The organism is Catenuloplanes japonicus (assembly GCF_000717135.1).
In the GTDB taxonomy this organism is placed as follows: domain Bacteria; phylum Actinomycetota; class Actinomycetes; order Mycobacteriales; family Micromonosporaceae; genus Catenuloplanes; species Catenuloplanes japonicus.
Window position 1 is genome coordinate 93,885 of sequence record NZ_JNXY01000002.1, and the last position, 17,858, is coordinate 111,742.

Annotated in this window: 14 protein-coding genes; 11 read left to right on the plus strand and 3 right to left on the minus strand. The window is 71.8% G+C overall.

The annotated features are described in order from the left end of the window. Positions 1 to 5: 5 nt before the first annotated feature. Positions 6 to 2,810: a M36 family metallopeptidase gene (locus tag OP04_RS04445; RefSeq protein WP_051797080.1), complete on the minus strand. Its 2,805-nt coding sequence runs from the start codon at positions 2,808 to 2,810 to the stop codon at positions 6 to 8. A 229-nt stretch (positions 2,811 to 3,039) separates the two neighbouring features. Next, positions 3,040 to 3,717, minus strand: coding sequence for an NUDIX hydrolase (locus OP04_RS04450; protein WP_033338207.1), 678 nt, complete (start codon positions 3,715 to 3,717; stop codon positions 3,040 to 3,042). A gap of 63 nt (positions 3,718 to 3,780) precedes the next feature. On the opposite strand from OP04_RS04450, the gene OP04_RS04455 reads away from it, so the two are divergent. After that, positions 3,781 to 4,836: an SPFH domain-containing protein gene (locus OP04_RS04455; protein WP_033338208.1), complete on the plus strand. Its 1,056-nt coding sequence runs from the start codon at positions 3,781 to 3,783 to the stop codon at positions 4,834 to 4,836. After that, a complete protein-coding gene (locus OP04_RS04460) occupies positions 4,833 to 5,714 on the plus strand; it encodes an NAD(+)/NADH kinase (protein ID WP_033338209.1) in 882 nt (293 codons plus the stop codon). Before OP04_RS04455 ends, OP04_RS04460 begins: the two co-directional genes overlap by 4 nt. Positions 5,715 to 5,949: 235 nt before the next feature. Here the strand turns inward: OP04_RS04460 and OP04_RS04465 are convergent, their stop codons facing one another. Then, complete coding sequence (locus OP04_RS04465) at positions 5,950 to 6,288, minus strand: mycothiol transferase (protein ID WP_085066221.1); 339 nt, start codon at positions 6,286 to 6,288, stop codon at positions 5,950 to 5,952. 83 nt (positions 6,289 to 6,371) lie between these two features. Here OP04_RS04465 and OP04_RS04470 point away from each other — a divergent pair, with 83 nt between their 5' ends. The 9 genes from OP04_RS04470 to OP04_RS54500 all read left to right on the plus strand — a co-directional run bounded on the left by OP04_RS04470 (position 6,372) and on the right by OP04_RS54500 (position 17,717). Then, entirely contained in the window at positions 6,372 to 7,712 is a 1,341-nt protein-coding gene (locus tag OP04_RS04470; protein WP_033338210.1) for an ROK family transcriptional regulator, read from the plus strand. Positions 7,713 to 7,896: 184 nt separating this feature from the next. Further along, positions 7,897 to 8,715: an ABC transporter permease gene (locus tag OP04_RS04475; RefSeq protein ID WP_033338403.1), complete on the plus strand. Its 819-nt coding sequence runs from the start codon at positions 7,897 to 7,899 to the stop codon at positions 8,713 to 8,715. Continuing rightward, the gene (locus OP04_RS04480; RefSeq protein WP_033338211.1) at positions 8,712 to 9,041 is read left to right on the plus strand and encodes a hypothetical protein; all 330 of its coding nucleotides are present in this window, start codon (positions 8,712 to 8,714) and stop codon (positions 9,039 to 9,041) included. Before OP04_RS04475 ends, OP04_RS04480 begins: the two co-directional genes overlap by 4 nt. Continuing rightward, entirely contained in the window at positions 9,038 to 9,790 is a 753-nt protein-coding gene (locus OP04_RS04485; protein WP_051797142.1) for an ABC transporter ATP-binding protein, read from the plus strand. The genes OP04_RS04480 and OP04_RS04485 overlap by 4 nt, the downstream gene beginning before the upstream one ends. Positions 9,791 to 9,825: 35 nt before the next feature. After that, on the plus strand, positions 9,826 to 10,770 hold the full coding sequence (locus tag OP04_RS04490) for an aliphatic sulfonate ABC transporter substrate-binding protein (protein ID WP_198153714.1): 945 nt from the start codon (positions 9,826 to 9,828) through the stop codon (positions 10,768 to 10,770). Positions 10,771 to 10,846: 76 nt separating this feature from the next. After that, positions 10,847 to 12,286, plus strand: a complete 1,440-nt coding sequence (locus tag OP04_RS04495) for a sulfatase-like hydrolase/transferase (protein WP_033338214.1) — start codon at positions 10,847 to 10,849, stop codon at positions 12,284 to 12,286. After that, positions 12,283 to 13,218, plus strand: a complete 936-nt coding sequence (locus OP04_RS04500) for a formylglycine-generating enzyme family protein (protein WP_051797082.1) — start codon at positions 12,283 to 12,285, stop codon at positions 13,216 to 13,218. The genes OP04_RS04495 and OP04_RS04500 overlap by 4 nt, the downstream gene beginning before the upstream one ends. Next, on the plus strand, positions 13,215 to 15,530 hold the full coding sequence (locus OP04_RS04505; RefSeq protein ID WP_085066223.1) for a family 43 glycosylhydrolase: 2,316 nt from the start codon (positions 13,215 to 13,217) through the stop codon (positions 15,528 to 15,530). Before OP04_RS04500 ends, OP04_RS04505 begins: the two co-directional genes overlap by 4 nt. A 144-nt stretch (positions 15,531 to 15,674) precedes the next feature. Continuing rightward, the gene (locus OP04_RS54500; RefSeq protein WP_232323474.1) at positions 15,675 to 17,717 is read left to right on the plus strand and encodes a S8 family serine peptidase; all 2,043 of its coding nucleotides are present in this window, start codon (positions 15,675 to 15,677) and stop codon (positions 17,715 to 17,717) included. Positions 17,718 to 17,858 lie beyond the last annotated feature (141 nt).

Here is a 17,858-nt window from a genome sequence, read left to right on the forward strand (position 1 = left end):
TGAAGTCACCGTCCGTACGCCTGGAACTCCGCGATGCGGACCTCGTTGCGGAACGGGCTGGCCGTCGCGCAGTCCGTGGCCGCGGCCGGGTCGTCGTCCTGCTCACCGGCGTAGCGCGGGTTGCCGGTGCACTGGCTGCTGAGCACCTCGAGGCGCAGGTGGGTGGCCTGCGTCGGCGGGATGCGGAAGCTGCGCAGGTTGAGCGTGGGCGCGGTCGGCCGGAAGTTCGGGGCCGGGAACGCGTCGGACGGGCTGACGTAGACCTTGCGGAAACCGGCGTCCGTGGTGCAGTCCGCGCGGGTGGCGTCGCACGCCCAGACCGCGAAGGAGCGCAGCGCGGTGAACCGGTTCTGCGGGTTGGCCGGGTCAGCGTCGGTGAGGATGGCGGGCCGCAGCAGCGCGCTGACGTTGACGTCGGTGACGGTGCGGCGTTGAGTGCCCGCCAGGTCGACGGTCACGGCCTTGCCTGCGACGCCGTCCGTCGACGCCCAGTTCGTACCCTCGGTGTCGTCGATCAGTTTGTCGAGGTTCACGCCGGGGCCGGTGGCCGTGGCTCCGGCCGCCGCGGAGGCGAGGTTGGGCTTGAGGTCCACGCGCAGCGTCGACGCGCGGCCCGCCCGGAACGACTCGGAGAGCCGCTGGTGGCCGTAGCCGGCGCCGGTCACCGTGAAATCGAACTCCACGCCGGGCACGATCTCGAACGTGTCGCCCAGCGGCGTGGCCGGGTCGGTGTCCGCGATCGGCGTGGCCCGCGCCTCGTAGTCGCCCACGAACACCTGCACCGGCGCGGACGCCTTGACGGTCACGGTCGCGTTCCGGGCCTGCGGGGAGGCGAAGCTCGGCACCGGCTGCGCGTCGGACGGGCCGCTGGTGGCGTCGCGGCCCATGCCGGACTCGGCGAACACGTCCCACATCAGCTTCTGGTTCGCGCCGCCGAACCGGGCCAGGTCCGCGGCCAGCATGTTGTCCCGCATGTCGAGCATGCTGAACTGGCTGGACGCCTGCAGCAGGAACGAGTCGAACATCAGCTGGATCCAGCGCCGGTTGCCCGGACACCGGTTGACGTCGGTCTTGCCCTCGGCGCAGCGTTTCTGCAGCTCCGGGGAGCCGTCGCCGTACTCGTCGAGGAACGCCTCGCGCAGCCGGACCTGGGTGGCGCTCCAGATCTCGCCGTCCGCGTGCACCTGCTGGCCGACCAGGTCGTAGGACACGTCGGAGAAGTTCAGCGGGCTGCGGCTGGAGTCGAAGTTGCGGATGCCGTTGACGGTGTTGCCGGTCACGTACGCGCCGGTCACGAACGGGGTGTTGCCGGCCGCGCGGAACCCGTTCTCGAACAGGTACTCCATGGCGAGCAGGTCGCTCCACGACTCGCCCATCGAGCCGCCCTGCACGGACCCGATGCCGGTGTCCGGCCCGGCGATCATCCGGTTCGTGATCGCGTGGCCGTACTCGTGACCGATCACGGTCATGTCGTAGTCGCCGTCGACGCACGGCGGGTACGCGCTGCCCGCGACCGGCTGCCACAGGAACATGTTCGTGGTGGGCGGGAGGCCGTCGCGCGGCGTGCCCTGGTTCGCGTTGTTCCGGGAGCCGCCGAGCGCGTTCGACTGCGCGCGCCCGTTCTCCGGGTCACCGCCGAGCCCCTGCCCGGACACGTTCACCACCTGCATGTTCCAGGCCGATTCCGTGAAACCGAGGTGGTACGACCAGTCGTGCATCCGGTTGTGCATCGCGAACAGGTTCGACACCGCCGCGTCCGCGTCGTTGCGCTGCGCCGACGTGTAGACGGACGGGTTGCACCGTGCGGTCTTCCATTGATCGGTGAACGGATACGTGTAATTGCGGTCGGCCTGCGGCGTGGCCGGGAACGCGGCGACGCCGCCACCCCACTGCACCACGTTGCTCGCCGAGTTGCCGCTCGAGGTCAGCGTGGGCGCGCCGGTCACCGGGTCGAGGTCCCACGGCGCGCCGGTGTCCGCGGTCGAGACCGTCCTCGCACAGCCCGGCTTGGGCTCGAAGCACCACAGTGCGCGCTGGTTGCGCTGGCTCGGCGTGGACGGGAACACCGCCCACGTCGGGTTGTCCGAGTCGTGGTCGACCAGATCCTCCCGGACCAGCACCGCGCCGGTGCGCGCGTCCACATAGGTCGTGACCGCGGTCGGGTCGCCGCCGCTCGGCGCGATCGCGGTCACGGCGAACGCGGTCCGCGGGCCGTCCGCCGGCGTGGGCACGGCCACGGTCTGCGCGCTGGTCTCGGTGCCGGCCGGCAGGCGCACGTCCGCCAGCGCGATCGTGACCGCCTGGTCCCGGGTGATCGTCGCCGGGTCCGGCGCGGAGGCGTCCCGCGACAACGAGCCGGTCACGCGCAGCACCGCGCCGCCCTTGACCAGCAGCGTGGCCAGGCCGTCGAAGCCGGCGGGCAGGTCGCCGAAGCGCTGGCGCAGCGTCACCACGGTGCCGTCGCCGATCGTGCGTTGCAGCACCACGTCCATCGCGCCGACCGAGGCCGCGTCCAGGCCGTACCCGCTCTCCGGGTTCGCCAGGTAGGCGCGCGCGGCCGCGACCGGGTCCGCGGGCAGGCCGGACGCGAGCGTGCCCGGCCCCTCCGCGCTCGGCGTGCCCAGCGCGTTGAACCGCACGCCCGGCGCCGCGCCGCGCTGGCGCGCGTCCGGTGCCACGGTGCCGCGGCGGTTGTCCTGGTCCAAGCTCACGTGCTCGTGCTCGCCCTGCGGCGCCGCTTCCCGCATCGACGTGCCGGCCACGGCCCGCTCCGGCGGTTGCAGCACCGCGAACATGCTGGTCCCGAGCATGAGGGCGGCGGCCCCTGCCGTCGCCCTCCTGATTCCTGGTGGGAGTCTGCGCACGATCGTCCCCTCTCGCCCGCGGTGACCGCGGGCACGCCCTAACCGATTGCGCGATCTAGATGCGTGAATACGCGATCGATGCGGGCGGCACAAGACTCTCTATCCGGGGCGGGCCTGCGCGGCGCGCGTTGCGCCTGGTCAGGTGAGTGGCGGGCCGGGTGGTATGTCCAAGCTGTTATGACCCCGGCCGCAGCAGCGGGGGGTGCAGCAGTGCCGCCGGGCCGCGCCGGAACAGCTGTGCCGGACGGCCGCGCTCGCGCGTCACGCTCTGCCCGGTCGCCTCCACGAACCCGTCCGCGCCGGTGACCTTGCGATGGAAGTTCCGGGCGTCGATCCTGGCCCGCCAGACCGTCTCGTAGACGCCGCGCAGCTCCGCGATGGTGAACTCCGGCGGGCAGAACGCGGTGGCCAGCGGCGTGTACTCCAGCTTCGCCCGCGCCCGCTCGACGCCGTCCGCCAGGATCCGGTCGTGGTCGAAGGCGAGATCTTCCAGCCCTTCGATCGCCAGCCAGTCCGCGCCGGCCGCGTCGCTGCCCGCGACCGGTGCCGGCAGGTCCGGCAGCAGCGCCAGGTAGGCGACCGTGAACACCCGGCCACGTGGATCGCGGTCCGGTGTGCCGTACGTGCCGAGCTGCTCCAGGTGCCCCGCGGTCGGATCCAGCCCGGTCTCCTCGCGCAGCTCCCGCCGGGCCGCGTCCTCCAGGTCCTCGCCCGACAGCACGAACCCGCCCGGCAGCGCCCACCGGCCCTTGAACGGCGGGATGCCGCGGCGGATCAGCAGCACGTGCAGCGCGCCGGCCCGGATCGTGAGCAGCACCAGGTCGACGGTGACGGCGGACCCGTTAATCGTCATGTTGACGATAATAGCGTGGATGCTTTATCGTCATGTTGACGAAAACGATGAAGGGCGGCCGAGATGGCTGACGTGACACGACGGTTCAACTTCCGGCACCTGCGCTCGGCCCCGACCAGCTGGGTCAGCCACACGCTCAACGGCCGGGTCAAGCGCGCCGGCACCGGGCTGTCGTTCTGGTACCGGCCGCTCACCGCCGTGCTCTCCGAGGTGCCGGTCGACGACCGCGAGCTGCCGCTGCTGTTCCACGCCCGCACCGAGGACTTCGCGGACGTGACCGTGCAGGCCACGGTGACGTACCGGGTGAGTGACCCGGCCGCGGTCGCCGCCCGGCTGGACTTCTCCATCGATCCGTACACCGGGTCCTGGCGCGGACAGCCGCTCGACCAGGTCGCCGGCCTGCTCGCCGAGCTCGCCCAGCAGCCCGCGCTCGACCTGCTGGCCCGGCTCCCGCTCGCCGAGGCGCTCACCACCGGCATGGCCCCGATCCGGCAGTCCGTCGCGGACGCGCTCGCGGCCGACCCGCGCCTCGCCGAGACCGGCGTCTCCGTGGTCAGCGCCCGGATCGTCGCGATCCGCCCGGAGCCGGACCTGGAGCGTGCGCTGCAGACCCCCACCCGCGAGGCCGTGCAGCAGGACGCGGACCGGGCCACGTACGCCCGCCGCGCCCACGCGGTCCAGCAGGAGCGCACCATCGCGGAGAACGAGCTGCAGAGCAAGATCGAGCTGTCCCGCCGAGAGCAGGAGCTGGTCGAGCAGCGTGGCGCCAACACCCGCCGCGAGGCCGAGCTCGACGCGGAGGCCCAGCTGGTCGCCGCGCGTGCCGAGGCCGACCGGCAGGAGGTCGCCGGCGCCGCCGAGGCCGAGGGTGTCCGCCGTGCCGCCGCGGCGGAGGCCGACGCGGAGCGCGCCCGTGACGAGGCCCGCGCCGCCGGCGCCCGGCTGGTCGGCCTGGCCGAGGCCGAGGCGGAGGCCGCGCGCCTCGCCGCCTACCGCGACCTGCCGCCCGCCGTGCTCCAGGCGCTCGCGCTCAAGGAGCTGGCCGGCCAGTTGCCCTCGATCAACGAGCTGACCGTCACGCCCGACCTGATCAGCAAGCTCGTCGGACGCCTCGGATGAGTACGCTCTCCCCGCGCGTGGTGGTCGTGTCACGGCGCAGCGAGCTCGACGAACTCCTCGCCCGGCACGGCACCCGCGGCGCGGCCGCGTTCTTCCTGCGCGAGCGCGGCCGCGACCTGGACGAGGTGAGCGCCCGCCACGAGGCGCTCACCGCGGCGCTGACCGCGGTCGGCGCCGCCGTCCCCGCGGACTGGCGGCGCGGCCACGTCGAGCGCGCCGACCTGCCGCGTTTCCTCTTCGCGCCGGAGGACGTGGTGGTCGCCGTCGGCCAGGACGGCCTGGTGGCGAACGTGGCGAAGTACCTGTCCGGCCAGCCCGTCATCGGCGTCGACCCGGAGCCGGGCCGCAACGCCGGCGTGCTGGTCCGGCACTCCGCCGGCGCCGTGGCCGGCCTGCTGCGCTCCCGCGAGGGCGGCGAGCAGCGCACGATGGTCGCGGCCCGGCTCGACGACGGGCAGGAGCTGTTCGGCCTCAACGAGATCTACATCGGACACGCCGGGCACCAGTCGGCCCGCTACATCCTCACCACACCCGACGGCACCCGCGAACGGCAGTCCTCCTCCGGCCTCATCATCGGCACCGGCACCGGCGCCACCGGCTGGTGCGCCTCCATCGCCCGCGACCGCGCCGCCGCCCCGCCGATGCCGTCGCCGTCCGAGCCGTCCCTCTGCTGGTACGTCCGCGAGGCATGGCCGTCGCCGTCCACCGGCACCACCCGCGTCTCCGGCCTGCTCCCGCGCGGCGCCGCCCTCGAACTGAGCAGCGAGTCGGAGCGCCTGGTCGCGTTCGCCGACGGCCTGGAGTCCGACGCCCTGCCCCTGACCTGGGGCCAGCGCATCACGGTCTCCGTCGCTCCCCGCCACCTCCACCTGCTGTGACGTTCGCCTGAGCTTGCCCGGGGCGAGGTCAGCCGCGATTCCGCCGGCGCGATGGTCCGGGCCGCGGCTCGCCGCCGGTATTCGCGTCGGCCGGGAGGCGGGTTTTCCCGGACCACGGCGAAACCGGCAGGGAGGAGCGCCGGCGACGACCGGTGCCTGCGGGAGCATGCGGACCGCAACCACGCCGGAAGCGGGAAAGCAAGAATGTGATCCTGGGGTTGAGGGGGGCGTGGGCTCAGGGCTGCATGCCGACCGGGGACGTTCCGGACCGTGCCCGCCAGCCAGGGGGCGGGTCCTCGCCGGTGAGGCCGTCGACGGACTCGCGGAGGAGGTCGGCGTGGCCGGTGTGGCGGCCGTACTCCTCGATGAGGTCGCAGACGAGACGGCGGAGGCTGGCGTGGGTGCCGGTGTCGTCGGCGATGTCGGCGGGGAGGTCGAGGCCGCCGGAGTCCAGGGCCGCGGCGAGGCGGGCGCGGGCGTTGCGGACCTCGTCGTCCCAGAGCGCGTAGAGACGGTCCGGCGGGTCGTCGGCGGCGGAGGTGAAGGGCCACTCGGGTGAGCCCTCGGACCACAAATCCCTGTATCTCCTATCTCAATACTGGGATTAATTATGTCGGAGCGTTGACGGAAAAATTGCGGTTTGCCTACGGTGCATCCGTGAAGCCGCCCGAGGGTGTTCAGGTGCGTCTGCGGCGTACCCATGAGGAGAGCGTGCTGCGCGTCCTGCGCGAGCACGGCGCCCTCAGCCGCGGCCAGATCGCGCGCCTCGTCGGTCTGTCCCGCACCACGCTGTCCGAGATCACCGGCGAGCTGCTGTCCCGCGGCGCCGTGGTGGTGACCACGACGGACGCGGCCTCCCGGCACGGCAGCGGCCGCCCGGCCGAGCTGCTCACGCTCGACCCGACGCCGGGCCAGTTCCTCGGTGTGGACATCGGGCATTCACGGGTACGCGTGGCGATCGTCGACGCGTCGCACGAGGTGATCGCGGCCGGCTGCCAGCCGTACCCGGCGGATTCCGGGTGGGCGGGGCGCCTCGAGGCCGCGCTCGGGTTGATCGACCGGCTGTGCCGGGACCGAGGGGTCACGCTGCGCGCGCTGCAGGCGGTCGCGGTCGGCGTGGTCGGCCCGCACCCGACGACGCGGCGGGCGGAGGTGGCGGCGTTGCGGCCGTCGCCGTCGGCCGGCGGCGGCCCGCGCAGCTTCCAGGCGAGCGGGAGACGCGAGGCGGGACAGCACGGGACGGGCCTGCGTGCGGCGGAGCCGGTCGGCGGCGGGCCGATCGACCTCGCCGGTGTGCCGATCGACGACGGGAACGCGCGGGAAGCGGTTGCGGACCTGTTCGCGGCGCGGCTCGGGACGCCGGTGCTGGTGGACAACAACACGCGGTACGCGGCGCTGGCCGAGGCGCTGACGGACGGGCCGCAGGCGCAGGACGTCATGTACGTCCGGCTGTCCGACGGCATCGGCGGCGGCCTGATCGTGGGCGGACGGCTGGTGTCCGGCGGCCACGGCGTCGCGGGCGAGTTCGGACACGTGGTCGTGGTCCGCCGGGGCGGCGAGCCGTGCCGGTGCGGCAAGCGCGGCTGCCTGGAGACGGTGGCGTCGCTGCCCGCGGTGCTGCGCCGGTGCGGTCTCGCGGACGCCCGCGCACTGACGGAAGCGGTACGGAAGGGCGATCCCGCGGTGCGTGCCGTGATCGACGACGTGGCCGAGCGGGTCGGCGGCGTGGTCGCGGCCGCCGCGCTGGTGGTGAACCCGGACCGGATCGTGCTCGGCGGGCGCCTGGTCCGCGCGGTCCCGCACCTGGTCGACGCGGTCGCCGAGATCTTGGACGCGGAACTGATCTCGGTCGGCGGCGACCGCCCGATCGTGCGCGGCGCCCGGCTCGGCGACGACGACGGCACGCTCGGCGCGGTCGCGGCACTGTTCCGGCAGACGCCGCTGCTCGCGGGCTACCCGGAGACCGCGGACCCGGAGGCACATCGGCGCGCCGGCTGAGCGGCCCGCCTTGCCCGGCAGGCGAGGTCTTCGCGATAACCCATTAATCACGTGGAAGTGGAATGGAAAGGAGGCCGGGCATGAGCGATCAGCGCCGACCTGGGTCCGGCATGAGTGAGCGCCGGGGCCCGGCAAGGGTTCCGGCCCGGTCCGCATGGAGCCGTGACGTGGGCGGGTGCTCGGCATGAGTGTCGTGGAAGCCGTGCCGGCGCGGGCCGGAGCGGGCGCGTCGCGGCCGAGTCCGCGGCGTCGCACCCGGCGCGGGCTGCTGCCGGCGCTCAACGTGGTGTCCGCGCTGGCCGGGATCGCGCTCTGGTGGTGGGCGTCGCGTGGCAGCGCGACCGTTCCGGCCCCGGCGGAGGTGCTCACGCGCGCCGGCGAGCTGATCGCGGACGGCACGCTGGGCGACGACGTGCTGGCCAGCCTGCGTCGCGTGGTGCTCGGGTTCGGGCTGGGCTGTCTGCTGGCGGTGCCGGTCGGGTTCCTGATGGGCTGGTACCCGGTGGCGCGCGGCCTGATCGAGCCGTGGGTGCAGTTCTTCCGGACGATCCCGCCGCTGGCGCTGATCCCGCTGGCGATCGTGTTGATGGGGATCGGGGAGACGCCGAAGACGTTCGTCATCTTCCTGGCCGCGTTCCTGGTGTGCGTGGTGTCCACGTTCCAGGGCGTGGTCGGCGTGGACCGGACGCTGATCAACGCGGCGCGTGTGCTCGGCGCCGGCGATCTGACCATCTTCCTGCGCGTCGTGGTGCCGGCGTCGAGCCCGTTCATCCTGGTCGGGATGCGGGTCGGGCTGGGCTCGTCGTGGGCGACGCTGGTCGCGGCCGAGCTGATCGCGGCGCAGGAGGGCCTCGGCTACCGGATGCAGAGCGCGCAGCTCTACTACGACCTGCCCACCATCTTCGTCGGCCTGATCACGATCGGCGTGCTCGGCCTGCTGATGGACCGCGCCCTGCTCCTCGTCGAACGCCGCCTCACCGCCTGGCAGGAGCGCCGCGCATGACCACGACGATCCAGACGGCGTCGCGCGTGATCGCGACCGGCCGGGCGGCGTTGCGCGTGATCGTGACCGATCGGGCGGCGTCGCGCGTGATCGCGACCGATCGGGCGGTGTTGCGCGTGATCGCGACCGGCCGGGCGGTGTTGCGCGTGATCGTGACCGATCGGGCGGCGTTGCGCGTGATCGTGACCGATCGGGCGGCGTTGCGCGTGATCGCGACCGGCCGGGCGGCGTTGCGCGTGGTCGTGACCGATCGGGCAGCGCCCGTCAACACGGTGATGCAGGCGGCGCCGCGCGCGGACGCACTGACGGGGGAGTGGCACGGATGATCGCGATGAAGAACGTGCACAAGACGTTCGCGCTCAGGGACGGCGAGTTCACCGCGCTCGGTGACGTGAGCCTGGACATCGCGGAGAACGAGTTCGTCACCGTGGTCGGGCCGTCCGGGTGCGGGAAGAGCACGCTGCTCAACATCCTCGCGGGGCTGGAGACGCCCACGGACGGGCAGGCGCTGGTCAACGGCCGGCCGATCACCGGTCCGGGCCCGGACCGCGGCGTGATCTTCCAGCAGTTCGCGCTGTTCCCGTGGCTGACCGTCCGGAAGAACGTCGAGTTCGGTCTGCGCACGGCCGGGATGCCGAGAAAGCGGCGACAGGCGCGGGCGCAGGAGGCGATCGACCTGGTCGGGTTGACCCGGTTCGCGGACGCGCTGCCGAAGACGCTGTCCGGCGGCATGAAGCAGCGGTGCGCGATCGCCCGCGCCTATGCGGTCGACCCGGAGATCCTGCTGATGGACGAGCCGTTCGGCGCGCTGGACGCGCTGACCCGGGTCCGGATGCAGGAGCAGTTGCTGGACACGTGGAGCCGGGAGCGGCGCACGGTCCTGTTCATCACGCACGACGTGGACGAGGCGGTGTTCCTGGCGAATCGCGTGGTCGTGATGGCGGCGGGGCCGGGCCGCATCGTCGAGAGCGTCGAGATCGACCTGCCCCATCCGCGCACGGAGGAGGTCCGGCTGAGCCCGGAGTTCGCGGCGTTGCGCAACCGGGTCTGGACCGCCGTCTATCACCAGGAGTAGTTGTGGGACTTTCACGTCGTACCATATTGGCCGCTTTGGGGGCTTCTGCCGTTGCCGGATCGGCCGGGTGCGGGGAGGAAGCGGGCGACCCGAACGCCGAGAAGATCAATTTCGGTTACATCGGTGACTGGAACGGCACCAGCCTGCTCGCGGTCGCGCAGAAGCAGGGGTTGTGGGCCAAGCACGGGCTGGACGCCTCGATCAAGGTCTTCACGAACGGGCCGTTGCAGGTGCAGGCGTTGCAGACCGGCGACCTGGACTACGGGTACATCGGGCCGGGCGCGTTCTGGCTGCCCGCGTCCGGTCAGGCGAAGATCATCGCGATCAACACGATCGGCGCGGCGGACCGGGTGATCGCCCAGCCCGGAATCACCAGCGTCGCCGGCCTGCGCGGGAGGAAGGTCGGCGTGCCGGAGGGCACGTCGGGCGACATGATCCTCACGCTCGCGCTGCAGAAGGCCGGCCTGACGAACGCGGACGTCGAGCGCGTGCCACTGGACGCGTCCACGCTGGTCAGCGCGTTCGCGTCGAAGCAGATCGACGCGGCCGGCTTCTGGTACCCGGCGATCGCCACGATCAAGAAGACGATCCCGGACCTGGTCGAGCTGGCGAAGAACGACGACTTCACGGACACGGTCGCGTTCCCGAACGCGTTCGTGGCCGGCAACGCGGTCCCGGCGGCACGGACCGCGAAGGTGGTGGCCGTGCTGCGCGAGGCGAACGACTACCGGGCCACGCATCGCGACGCCGCGATCGCCGCCACCGCTGAGCTGCTGAAACTCAAGGTCGAGGACGTCACGGCGGACGCGGCGAACAGCCGGACGCTCACCACGGCCGAGCTGGACGCGGCCACGAAGGACGGCACGATCGCGAAGTGGCTGACCGGCATGGGGGACTACTTCGTCGGCGCGGGGAAGCTGCCGCAGCAGGCCGACCCGGCGAGCTACTACCTGGGCGACGTCTACACGGGGGCGGCGTGAGCGAGTCATCGGCTCGGCGCCGAGTGCGACGGATCCGCAGGCCGAAGGGGAGTCCGGCGTGAGCATCCTGTTTTTGATGACCGATCAGCACCGGGTGGACACGCTCGGCGCGTACGGCGGTGCACGAGCGGTCACGCCGCACCTCGACCGGCTGGCCGCGACCGGGACCCGGTTCGACCGCTGGTACACGCCGACCGCGATCTGCACGCCCGCGCGGGCCAGCCTGCTCACCGGCCAGGCCCCGTTCCGGCACAAGCTGCTCGCCAACCACGAGCGCAACGTGGGGTACGCGGAGGATCTGCCACCGGAGACGTTCACGTTCCCGCAGGCGTTGCGGAAGGCCGGCTGGAACTGCGGGCTGGTCGGCAAGTGGCACGCCGGTACCGAGCGCGGGCCGAACGACTTCGGCTTCGACGGCGTGCACCTGCCCGGCTGGCACAACCCGGTCGGCCACGCGGACTACCGGGCGTATCTGGCCGAGCGGGGGCTGCCGCCCTACGAGATCAGCGATCGGATCCGGGGCACGCTGCCGAACGGTGAGCCCGGGAACCTGCTGGCCGCGCGCCTGCACCAGCCGGTCGAGGCCACGTTCGAGCACTACCTCGCGGACCGCGCGATCGAAATGATCCGCCGCTACAAAAGCGAAAAAAAGCCATATTTCCTGGGATTGCACTTCTTCGGCCCGCACCTGCCGTACATCGTGCCGGACGAGTACTTCGACCTGGTCGACCCCGCGGACATCGAGATGCCGAAATCCGTCGCGGAGACGTTCCTGGGCAAGCCGCCGGTGCAGCGCAACTACAGCGCGCACTGGACGTTCGACACCATGCCGCTCGAGGTCAGCCGCAAGCTGATCGCGGTCTACCACGGCTACGTCACGCTCATCGACCAGCAGATCGGCCGGGTCCTGGAGGTCGTCGACGAGGACGACACGTCGATCTTCTTCACCAGCGACCACGGCGAGTTCACCGGCGCCCACCGCCTGCACGACAAGGGCCCGGCCATGTACGAGGACATCTACCGCACGAGCGGCCTGATCCGGGTGCCGGGCGCGCCCGGGGGAGTGGTGCGCCGCGAGTTCGTCAGCCTCACCGACTGCACGGCCACGATCCTGGACCTGGCCGGCGTGGACGCCTCCGACGCGGTCGACTCACGCAGCCTGCTGCCGCTGGTCCGCGGCGAGACGCCGGAGTGGGCGCCGGACGTGGTCTCGGAGTTCCACGGCCACCACTTCCCGTACCCACAGCGGATGCTCCGCGAGGAGCGCTACAAGCTGGTCGTCAACCCGGACTCGGTCAACGAGCTGTACGACCTTCAGGTTGATGCAGATGAACTCATCAACATGTACGAGCTGCCGGAGATGGCGGATGTGCGGCGACGCCTGGTGGCCCGCCTCTACACGCTGCTGCGCGAGCGCGGCGACAACTTCCACCACTGGATGGCCTCGATGTACGAGGTCGGCACGCTCGGCCACGACCCCACGCTGAGCGGCCTCGACGACGCGACGTACACATGACCTGCTGCACGCCCTCCGGTGGCCACCGCGCGAACGATCAAGATCAAATTCTGCCGGGGGTACGGGGTGAGCACCGCATTCCGCAGGCCCGGGTCCCCGCGCAGGTCTTCGCCATGGGCGACGCACACGGCGACGGCGACCCGGCCGACGGCGAGGGCCCGGTGCACGACGTGCGCCTGGACGCGTTCGACATCGACGTCACCGCGGTCACGGTCCGCGACTTCGCCCGGTTCACGGCCGCGACCGGCTACCGCACGGAGGCCGAGTCGTTCGGCTGGTCGGCCGTGTTCCACCTGGTCGCGGCCACGGCCTCGGACGACGACGTGCTCGGCACGCTGGCCGGCACGCCGTGGTGGCTCGGCATCCGCGGCGCCGACTGGGCACACCCGCACGGCCCGCGCTCGCACGCCGAGGACGACCATCCGGTCACGCACGTGAGCTGGAACGACGCGCAGGCCTACTGCGCGTGGGCCGGACGCCGGCTGCCGACCGAGGCCGAGTGGGAGTGCGCGGCCCGCGGCGGCCTGGCCGGTGCGCGCTTCCCGTGGGGCTCGGCGCTGCCCGCGGACGGCTGGGCCTGCAACATCTGGCAGGGCCGCTTCCCGGTGGAGAACACGGCCGAGGACGGCTGGGTGACCACCGCACCGGTGGAGTCGTTCGCCCCCAACGGATACGGGCTCTGGCAGCCGGTCGGCAACGTCTGGGAGTGGTGTGCCGACTGGTTCTCACCCACGTACTACGGCGAGTCCGCTGTGGACTCGCCGAACGGCCCGGCGGACGGCGTGACCCGTGTGCTCCGCGGCGGCTCCTACCTGTGCCACGACTCGTACTGCAACCGCTACCGCAATGCGGCCCGGTCGTCGAACACGCCCGATTCGTCGACGGGCAATGCCGGATTCCGGACCGTCGCCCTCAGTGAGGAGGCTTTGTGAAGCTCCGAGTCGTACCCCCGCTGCTGTTGTTGATCGTGTCTTTTCTGACGCTGCCGTCGCCGGCACAGGCCGCGCCCGCGTCCTACACCAACCCGGTCAGCGCCGGGACCGTGGACACGTTTCCCGACCCGGCGCTGCTCAAGGCCAAGGACGGTCTCTGGTACGCCTACGGGACCACGAACCCGATCCGCAACAGCGCGGGCGAGACCGGCGAGCACATCCTGCCGATCATGTCCTCGCCCGACCTGGTGCACTGGACGCTGCGCGGCGAGGTGTACCCGGTCGACGCCAAGCCGTCGTGGTGGCCGGCCGCGACACGCGCCTGGGCGCCCGACATCCGCTACGTCGACGGGACCTACCGGCTCACCTACTCGCTCTCCGTCGGCGGGATCGCGCTGCTCACCGGCCCGACGCCGCTCGGACCGTGGACCGACCACGGCCTGATCGTGCCGGCCGCGAACAGCGGATGCCCGACCGGCAGCATCGACCAGGCCCTGTTCACCGACGTCGATGGCGCGCACTACCTCTACTGGGGCAGCTACGACGTGATCTGCGTGTCCCGGACGACCGCGGACGCGACCGCGCTCACCGGCCCGGTCACCCAGGTCGCACGCGGCCGCCGCGCCGAGGGCGGCTACGTCGTGCACCGCGACGGCTGGTACTACCTGCTCTACTCGGACGCGGGCTGCTGCGACGGCGCGTTCAGCGGATACACGGTCAAGGCCGGGCGGGCCACGTCACCGCTCGGGCCGTTCACCACGCCGCTCGGCGACGACCTGATGGACCTGCGCAGCCACGACGGCATCGTGCTCACCGCGACCGGCAACGGCTGGATCGGTCCCGGCCACCACTCGATCGCCACCGACGTCTCCGGCCAGGACTGGATCGTCTACCACGCGATCCCGGCCGCGGACCCGGACTTCCCGGCGATCACCGGCGCGAACGGCGCCACGCTGCGGCTCACCAAGCGCCCGCTGATGATCGACCGGCTGGACTGGGCCGACGGCTGGCCGGTCGTCGACGGACCGTCCGCGGACGCGCGCCCGGCCCCGGTGACGACCTGGACCGTGGGGACGACGTTCGCGTCCGGCGCCGGGTTCTCGACCGCGTGGAGCCGGGCGACGGACCCGGACTCCGGGCGGTACGCGGTGGCGAAGCGCGCCTCCTTCGAGCTGAGCGACCGGTCGGTCAGCGGGGACGTGCGCGTCGAGGGCGATCTGCGCGGCGGCGCCGGCCTGGTGGTCTCCTACCGGGACCCGGCGAACCACGTGGTGGCCTGGCTGTCGCGCGACCGGCTGACGGTGACGTCGACGGTCGCGGGCAGGGCGGCCTCGGCCTCGGCCGCGCTCCCGGCCGGGTTCCGGCACGACACCTGGCACACGGTCGCGGCGTCCCGGCGCGGGCGGTCGCTGACCGTCGAGATGACCGCGGACCGGCAGGGCGCGCCGCTGGCCACGGTCACGCTGCCGGTCTCGCAGACGGCCGGCCGGATCGGTGCGGCGGCGTCGTCCGCGGGCTCGGCGGCCGACAATCTCGGCGCGGCACCGCTGCACCGGCCGGTCACCACACGCGTCCCGGACCCGGTGCCCGGCCCGCTGCTGCCCGCCTTCTCGGACGAGTTCGACGACGAGCCCGGCGACGAGTTCGGCGACGGATCCGACCCGGCCGTCAATACGACCGTCAACACGACCGCGGGCACGACGGAGGGCACGGTCAGGGCGTCGGAGACGGCGTGGTCGTGGGTTCGCGGCGAGTCCGCGCAGGCGGTCCGGACCGGCGGCGCGCTGGTCTGGCCGACGCAGAACGCGGAGCTGTGGAACAGCACCAACACCGCCTCCGTGCTGCTCCGCGACGCCCCCGCGCTGACCGATTTCACGGTGGAGACGAAGCTGACGTTCGACGGCACGCGCGGCAACCAGCGGGCCGGGGTGCTGCTCTACGGCACCGACGACCGGTACTTCACACTCGCGCACTCGGTGCTGCCACTGAACAATTCCGCCGAAATCCTGCACGAGGTCGAGTTCGCGAAGGAGGGGCCGCGCCCCACCTACAGCCTGCCGACGCCGGTCGCGAACGCGCCCATGTTCGGCGGCCCCGCGGCCCCGGTGACCTGGCTGCGGCTGCGCTACCACCACGACGCGGCGACCGGTGAGGACGAGGTGCGGGCCGCCTCCAGCATCGACGGGCGGACCTGGACCTGGGGCGGCGTCTGGACGCTCCCGCACGACGGCCCGCTGCGCATCGGCCTGGTCTCGATGAACGCGTCCGGTGCGACCGCGGCCTTCGACTACGTCCGCACCTACGCCGGCTAGCTGAATGTCAGCTCGGAGACACGTCAATATGGACGAACGGATGAGGCATTGATGATCTAGATGGGCGAGGATGGCAGGCGGTTTGCCGGGAGGCATCGTCCGCCGCGGTCTCGCGGCGGGTGTTCGACAAACGGGGAGTTTTACGTGTTTCTACTTCGCCGAGCGGGTCGTACCGCTCTGGCCGGTATCGCCGTCGCCGCGCTCGCGGTGTCGTCGACGCTGGTCGGTTCCGGGGCTGCGCTCGCCGCGCCGTCCGATGATCTGGAGAAGAAGCAGAGTTTCACGGCCGATCGTGGCGTGATCGCGGACAGCTACATCGTGGTGTTGAAGGACACCGCGGTGAAGGCCGACGCGGTCGATGTCTCCGCCAACGCCCTGGCCAAGCAGTACGGCGGCACCGTGCAGCGCACCTACAGGAGCGCGCTGCGTGGTTTCTCCGTGAAGATGAGCGCGGAGCAGGCCAAGAAGCTGGCCGGCAACTCCGCCGTGGCGTCCGTCGAGCAGAACCGCAAGGTCACTGTCGACGCGGACACCACGCAGCTCAACGTGCCGTCCTGGGGTCTGGACCGGTTGGACCAGATCTTCGCGCCGCTCAACAAGCGGTACACGTACCCGAACACGGCGAGTAACGTCCGGGCTTACGTGCTGGACACCGGCATCAAGACCTCGCACACCGAGTTCGGCGGCCGGGCCAGTTACGGCTACGACTTCATCGACAACGATGCGGTCGCGGACGACTGCCACGGGCACGGCACGCACGTGGCCGGCACGATCGGCGGCACGAACTACGGTGTCGCCAAGGAGGTCAAGCTCGTCGGTGTGCGCGTGCTCGACTGCGCGGGTTCCGGTGACGACGCGAGCGTCATCGCCGGCATCGACTGGGTGACGGCGAACGCGGTCAAGCCGGCCGTGGCCAACGTCAGCATCGGTGGCGAGGTCAGCTCCGCGCTCGATGCGGCGATGGAGCGATCCATCGCCTCGGGCGTGACCTACGCGGTCTCGGCCGGTAACAAGAGCGCGGACGCCTGCCAGCAGTCGCCGGCGCGTACGCCGAACGCGATCACCGTGGGTGCCACGGACGAGGTCGACTTCCGCGCGTCCTTCTCCAACTGGGGAAGCTGCGTGGACATCTTCGCGCCGGGGCACGACATCCCGTCCGCGGACTTCACCAGCAGCACGGGGATCATCAAGCACAGCGGCACGTCGATGGCGAGCCCGCACGTCGCGGGCGCGGCAGCGCTGGCGCTCTCGTCGAACCCGGCGCTGACGCCGACGCAGGTGCGCAACTTCCTGGTGTTCGGTGGCACCCGGCGTGTGGTCCGTAACGTGGCCACCTACGCCGGCACCACCGACGTGATCCTGCGCATCGGCACGAACGCGGTGCCGCAGGTGGCCGGTCTCCGGTCGCTGGTCAACGGCAAGAACATCTCCGTCGGCTCCAACGGCACCACGCCGGTGCAGCCGGTCTCCGCGCCCGCCACCATGGGCGACCAGGAGAAGTTCACGCTGTCGGCCGCGGGCGACGGTTACTACGCGTTCGGGTCCTGGGTGAACGGCAAGTTCCTCAGCGTCACGAACGGTGGTTCCGGACCGCTGGTGGCGAACGCGTCCGCGATCGGCGACGCCGAGCGCTTCAAGCCGGCGCTCAACGGTGACGGCACGGTCAGCCTGCTCTCCAAGCTGACCGGCAAGTACGTCACGGTGCCGAACAACGGCAACAGCCCGCTGACCGCCACCGCCAACGACATTCTGCTGGCGGAGAAGTTCATCTGGGCCTCGCCGTCCGCGGTGGTCGTGCTGCGTTCGAACCAGAACAACAAGCTGGTCACGACGCCGGGCGCAGGCCCGCTGATCGCGAGCAGCACGGTGACGGCGCCGACGAACTCCGAGAAGTTCGACATGCTGGACCTCGGCGACGACACGGTGGCGTTCCGGTCGCACCTGAACCGCCAGTTCGTGACCGCGCTGGGCTACGACCAGCAGCTCCGCCCGAACTCCCTCTCCGTGGGCGAGCCCCAGAAGTTCCTGTACGTCACCTGGGGCGACGGCACGCTGAGCTTCGGCTCGTGGGGCAACGGCGGCTGGCTGCTCACCCCGAACGGCGGCGACTCGCCGCTGATCACGGGTGAGCCGGGCGTCTTCACCCCGCACGCCGAGTTCCGGTACGAGGTGCTGAAGGTCGGCTGATCCACCTGATTGACGGCCGCCGGGACCTCGGTCCCGGCGGCCTTTTTCGTGTCCGCGCCCACTGTCCATATGAGCCGAACGGGGGAACCATCGATCATGACGACTAGGCGAGGATGACACGCGTCCTTGCCGACAGGCGGC

Excerpts from the sequence above, each read along its gene's own strand:
- OP04_RS04485 (WP_051797142.1), top strand. The coding sequence starts at position 9,038 with ATGATCGCGATGAAGAACGTGCACAAGACGTTCGCGCTCAGGGACGGC.
- OP04_RS04475 (WP_033338403.1), top strand. The coding sequence starts at position 7,897 with ATGAGTGTCGTGGAAGCCGTGCCGGCGCGGGCCGGAGCGGGCGCGTCG.
- OP04_RS04455 (WP_033338208.1), top strand. The coding sequence starts at position 3,781 with ATGGCTGACGTGACACGACGGTTCAACTTCCGGCACCTGCGCTCGGCC.
- OP04_RS04445 (WP_051797080.1), bottom strand. The coding sequence starts at position 2,810 with ATGCTCGGGACCAGCATGTTCGCGGTGCTGCAACCGCCGGAGCGGGCC.
- OP04_RS04450 (WP_033338207.1), bottom strand. The coding sequence starts at position 3,717 with ATGACGATTAACGGGTCCGCCGTCACCGTCGACCTGGTGCTGCTCACG.
- OP04_RS04480 (WP_033338211.1), top strand. The coding sequence starts at position 8,712 with ATGACCACGACGATCCAGACGGCGTCGCGCGTGATCGCGACCGGCCGG.
- OP04_RS04460 (WP_033338209.1), top strand. The coding sequence starts at position 4,833 with ATGAGTACGCTCTCCCCGCGCGTGGTGGTCGTGTCACGGCGCAGCGAG.
- OP04_RS04495 (WP_033338214.1), top strand. The coding sequence starts at position 10,847 with ATGACCGATCAGCACCGGGTGGACACGCTCGGCGCGTACGGCGGTGCA.
- OP04_RS04500 (WP_051797082.1), top strand. The coding sequence starts at position 12,283 with ATGACCTGCTGCACGCCCTCCGGTGGCCACCGCGCGAACGATCAAGAT.